Origin of the sequence: Photobacterium sp. OFAV2-7, from assembly GCF_022347985.1 — a bacterium.
Lineage (GTDB): Bacteria > Pseudomonadota > Gammaproteobacteria > Enterobacterales > Vibrionaceae > Photobacterium.
In genome coordinates this window covers 1-3,602 of the sequence record NZ_JAKRFQ010000531.1, presented here as the reverse complement: position 1 = coordinate 3,602, position 3,602 = coordinate 1, and the positions used below count along the sequence as shown (strand labels likewise).

At 42.9% G+C, this 3,602-nt stretch carries 5 protein-coding genes; all 5 read left to right on the top strand.

What is annotated here, in order from left to right; all coding sequences use genetic code 11:
* The coding region (locus tag MHN01_RS20360) for a cytochrome b (RefSeq protein WP_239413086.1) at positions 1-272 on the top strand (272 nt) is incomplete at its 5' end.
* A 2-nt stretch (positions 273-274) separates the two neighbouring features.
* Positions 275-844 (top strand): YceI family protein, encoded by a 570-nt coding sequence (locus tag MHN01_RS20355; RefSeq protein WP_239413085.1) that lies wholly within the window; start codon positions 275-277, stop codon positions 842-844.
* Between the two features lie 201 nt (positions 845-1,045).
* Positions 1,046-1,762, top strand: a complete 717-nt coding sequence (locus MHN01_RS20350; RefSeq protein WP_239413083.1) for a DUF2076 family protein — start codon at positions 1,046-1,048, stop codon at positions 1,760-1,762.
* A 557-nt stretch (positions 1,763-2,319) separates the two neighbouring features.
* A complete protein-coding gene (locus MHN01_RS20345; protein WP_239413081.1) occupies positions 2,320-2,931 on the top strand; it encodes a hypothetical protein in 612 nt (203 codons plus the stop codon).
* A 62-nt stretch (positions 2,932-2,993) separates the two neighbouring features.
* Positions 2,994-3,599 (top strand): hypothetical protein, encoded by a 606-nt coding sequence (locus MHN01_RS20340; protein WP_239413079.1) that lies wholly within the window; start codon positions 2,994-2,996, stop codon positions 3,597-3,599.
* Positions 3,600-3,602: the final 3 nt, after the last annotated feature.

The following is a 3,602-nucleotide window of genomic DNA, read 5'->3' as shown; positions in this document are numbered from 1 at the left end:
CTCATTGGGTTATCTACGTCATGCTATTCGGGCTTTTTATTTCAGGTTATCTAATTTCCACAGCCGACGGGCGAGCCATTGAAGTGTTCAACTGGTTCTCGGTTCCAGCGGCAGGTGAACTGTTTCCTAACCAGGCAGATATTGCTGGCGAGGTTCACTACTACCTTGCATTCGGCCTGATCGGGCTGGCTGCACTACACGCACTTGCTGCTTTAAAGCATCACTATATCAACAAAGACAATACGTTAAAGAAAATGTTGGGAGTAAAGTAAACATGAAAAAGCAACTACTGGCTCTGGGTCTACTGACTGCGTTCTCTATTCCATCAGTCGCTTCTGCAGCAGACTACATGATTGACACCAAGGGAGCTCACGCTTCCATCAACCTCAAAATCAAGCATCTCGGCTATAGCTGGATCAAGGGACGTTTTAATACTTTCGACGGTACTTTCAGCTACGATCCAATGAATATCTCGGCATCAAAAGTGAACGTAAATGTTGATACCACCAGCTTTGATACCAACCACGCAGAGCGAGACAAGCACGTACGCAGTGAAGATTTTCTGAATGTGAAAAAATACTCAACGGCAACATTTACCAGTAACAAGGTCGAACCAAAAGGCAACGGCGAAATGACTATCACCGGTGATCTGACTCTTCACGGCCAGACCAAACCAATTGCTATCGATGCTGTTTTTGTTGGCGAAGGTGAAGACCCATGGGGCGGCTACCGCGCAGGCTTTACTGGTACAACCCGCATTGAGCTCAAAGACTTCGGTATTCAGGTAATGGGTGAATCAAGCTACGCAGATCTCGAACTGCACGTCGAAGGTATTCGTCAGTAGCACCAAGCTGCACCAACACACTGTCCTTTCCTTTTAATCCGGTATTTTGCCGGATTTTTTTATCTGCGTGTACAATACTGATAATCAAAAACAGTTACCTATAGTAACAGATTGAAATATACCCTCTGAGCTAGGATGATAGGCCCAAGCTCAAGGGAATATCGATAACGACGTTATCGCGTTAAAGAGAAGGTAAAGAAAATGACACCACAAGAAAAAGAACTGATTCAAAATGTTGCCAATAAACTGAAGCAAAGCCCGGACAAAACCAAGGATGCTGACGCTGAGAAACTGATTGGCGATGAAATCGGTTCCCAGCAAGATGCCATCTACAAGCTGACTCAGGCCGTGCTGGTGCAGGAAATGGCGCTCAAGGAGATGAAGCAGAAGAACGAATACCTTGAGAAGTGTGTCGAACACCACAAGTCAGAATCTAATCGAGGCGCTTTCAGTAAAATGATGGGCGGCAACCGTCCGGCTCCTCAGCCACCACGACCTGCTCATCAACCAAGCGCGTTTGGTAGCTTCATGCAAACAGCTGCAAGCGTCGCTGTTGGTATGGTGGCCGGTAATATGATCAGCAATGCCCTATTCGGCAATGATGAACCAGCTGCGGACGAGATGGCCGCTGCGGATGCTGCACCAGATGCCGCTATGGATGAAGGCCTGGCTTCGGCAGAAGATAGTACTGGCGGCTTCTTGGACGACTCATCTGGCTTTGCCTCTGACTATACCGAGACCAGCGGTGGCTTTGGTGATGCCGGATTCGGCGACGCTGGTTTCGGTGAAGGCGGGTTTGGAGATGCTGGGTTTGATGACAGCTTTGCCAATGCACCGTCGGATGATACCGGTTTCGGTGGCGATGACAGCTTCTTCGGTGGCGGAGATGACTTCGGTTTTGGTGACGAAGACGTCTAATAAAGCACTGGAACACCCTACCTGAGATACGAAGACCAAAGGTTTCCTTTGGTCTTATTCCCTTCTACTTTACCTTTACACGCAAACAAATCCCTCGTTCTCATCAATGCTGATATCCAATTCATCAGCAGCAAGTAACACAAGAAAAATACAGTACAACTCTGTACTTATTTCGTTATTTCAGCGCATCTGAACTTACATTTCTGATCTGTATTCAAACCAGTCACTGATCATCGGTACGTTTCATAATTTGAACGAAATTTGCCCACCTTGGGCATAACATGAACTCGAAATGAAATCTTGAACCAACACGACAACTGTAAGTGTCATAATGAAAAAAAGCGCTCACATAACGTGACAAAAATCACACTTTCAAGCAAGTAATCACCACTACCAATTGATAAGCTTCAAATTATAAACAAATGTGCATTGCGGAGCATAGACATCAAGTATAATGTCAATAGAGTGCATACTCTAAATCTATGAGATGTGCTCATTACGCTATAACAATGAACTTTTTACACAATTTCGCCTTTTATTATTAAGTAGTGGCTAGTATGAAAAAAACTCTTCTTGCGGCAATAATCGCAGCATCTATGGTGTCTGGTTGTTCAATGATCACCGATTCTGAAAAGGTATCCTATGCAGAACTGCAAACAACAGGAACTGAACTTGCCGAGCGTTCAAATGCTGATAACTATCAACCATCAAGCATTAAAGAAGCCGAAGTTCTTCGAATCGCAGTAAACACTGCATTTTATGCAGCTAAGCCTGCTTATGAGCGATATACTGAAGAATTACTTGCAACCCCTGCGGTAGGTAACTATTTCTCTGCAGTTGAGTCTGTTGACAGCGAAGAAGAAAAGAAAGCTGTCTACGATGCTTTATCTGAAGAAAACAAAAAAGCTGTTGATAAGTTCATGGCATCTTCTGTATTTGATGAAGTCATCGGTGGCTTAAAAGAAGCAGCTGTGCCAGCAATGAAAAGTGCAACTTCATTCCTAGCTCTAGATACAACCAGCCTATTAGCCGACATAAACTTCTCTGAACTTCCAGCTGAGAAAGATAAATTTGCTCTGACAGCAGAACAATTAGAGTATCTTGATAAGACTGTAGTTTCTGCATACAACAACTATCAAATTATTTCTGCATTTTCTAATGCTCAATAAGGTATAGATTAAACCATGCCGATGTGAATTTTCACATCGGCATTTTTGTGGCTGGAGATAAAATGAAAAAATTAGTTACAGGCGTTGCTGTTCTTAGTTTACTAGTTGGTTGCCAAACTACTCAACTGAAGATTAATTCTGAAGCAGATGTAGAAAGCAATAGCCAAATAGCCAGAGTAAATAAAGAAGCGCTATATGAAAATGAAAACATCGAACTTCCAAGCAATTATGATGTTAGAGCTTTCAATAAAATGCGAATCGCTGCTTATATCGATAATGTTAAGTTTGAAAAAAATGCCAGAACGACTCAAATGGACAATGGCATCATTGCCAAGTTATTAGAAAATGAGTTAGCAAGAACAAAACGCTATGAAGTCCTTACTCGCAACTGTGATGCTTGTGATTATGAAGTCGCTTTTCAGGCTGAAAATACCGTTGAACAAGGAGCAATTCAAGTCGGAGAAGAGCTAAACCCCGACTATGTATTCGAAACATCAATCTCATTAGGAACAGTTGTAAAAGAGAAAACTGATCATAATGAAATTATCTTCCGCAGCCTAGTTACTACAAAAGTAGTCAACCCAACCACAGGGCAAATTATTCACTCTTTTGAGCCCATCCGTCACAACATGCCGGCAAAACGCTTTTTTATGATGGAAGGACAATAGATC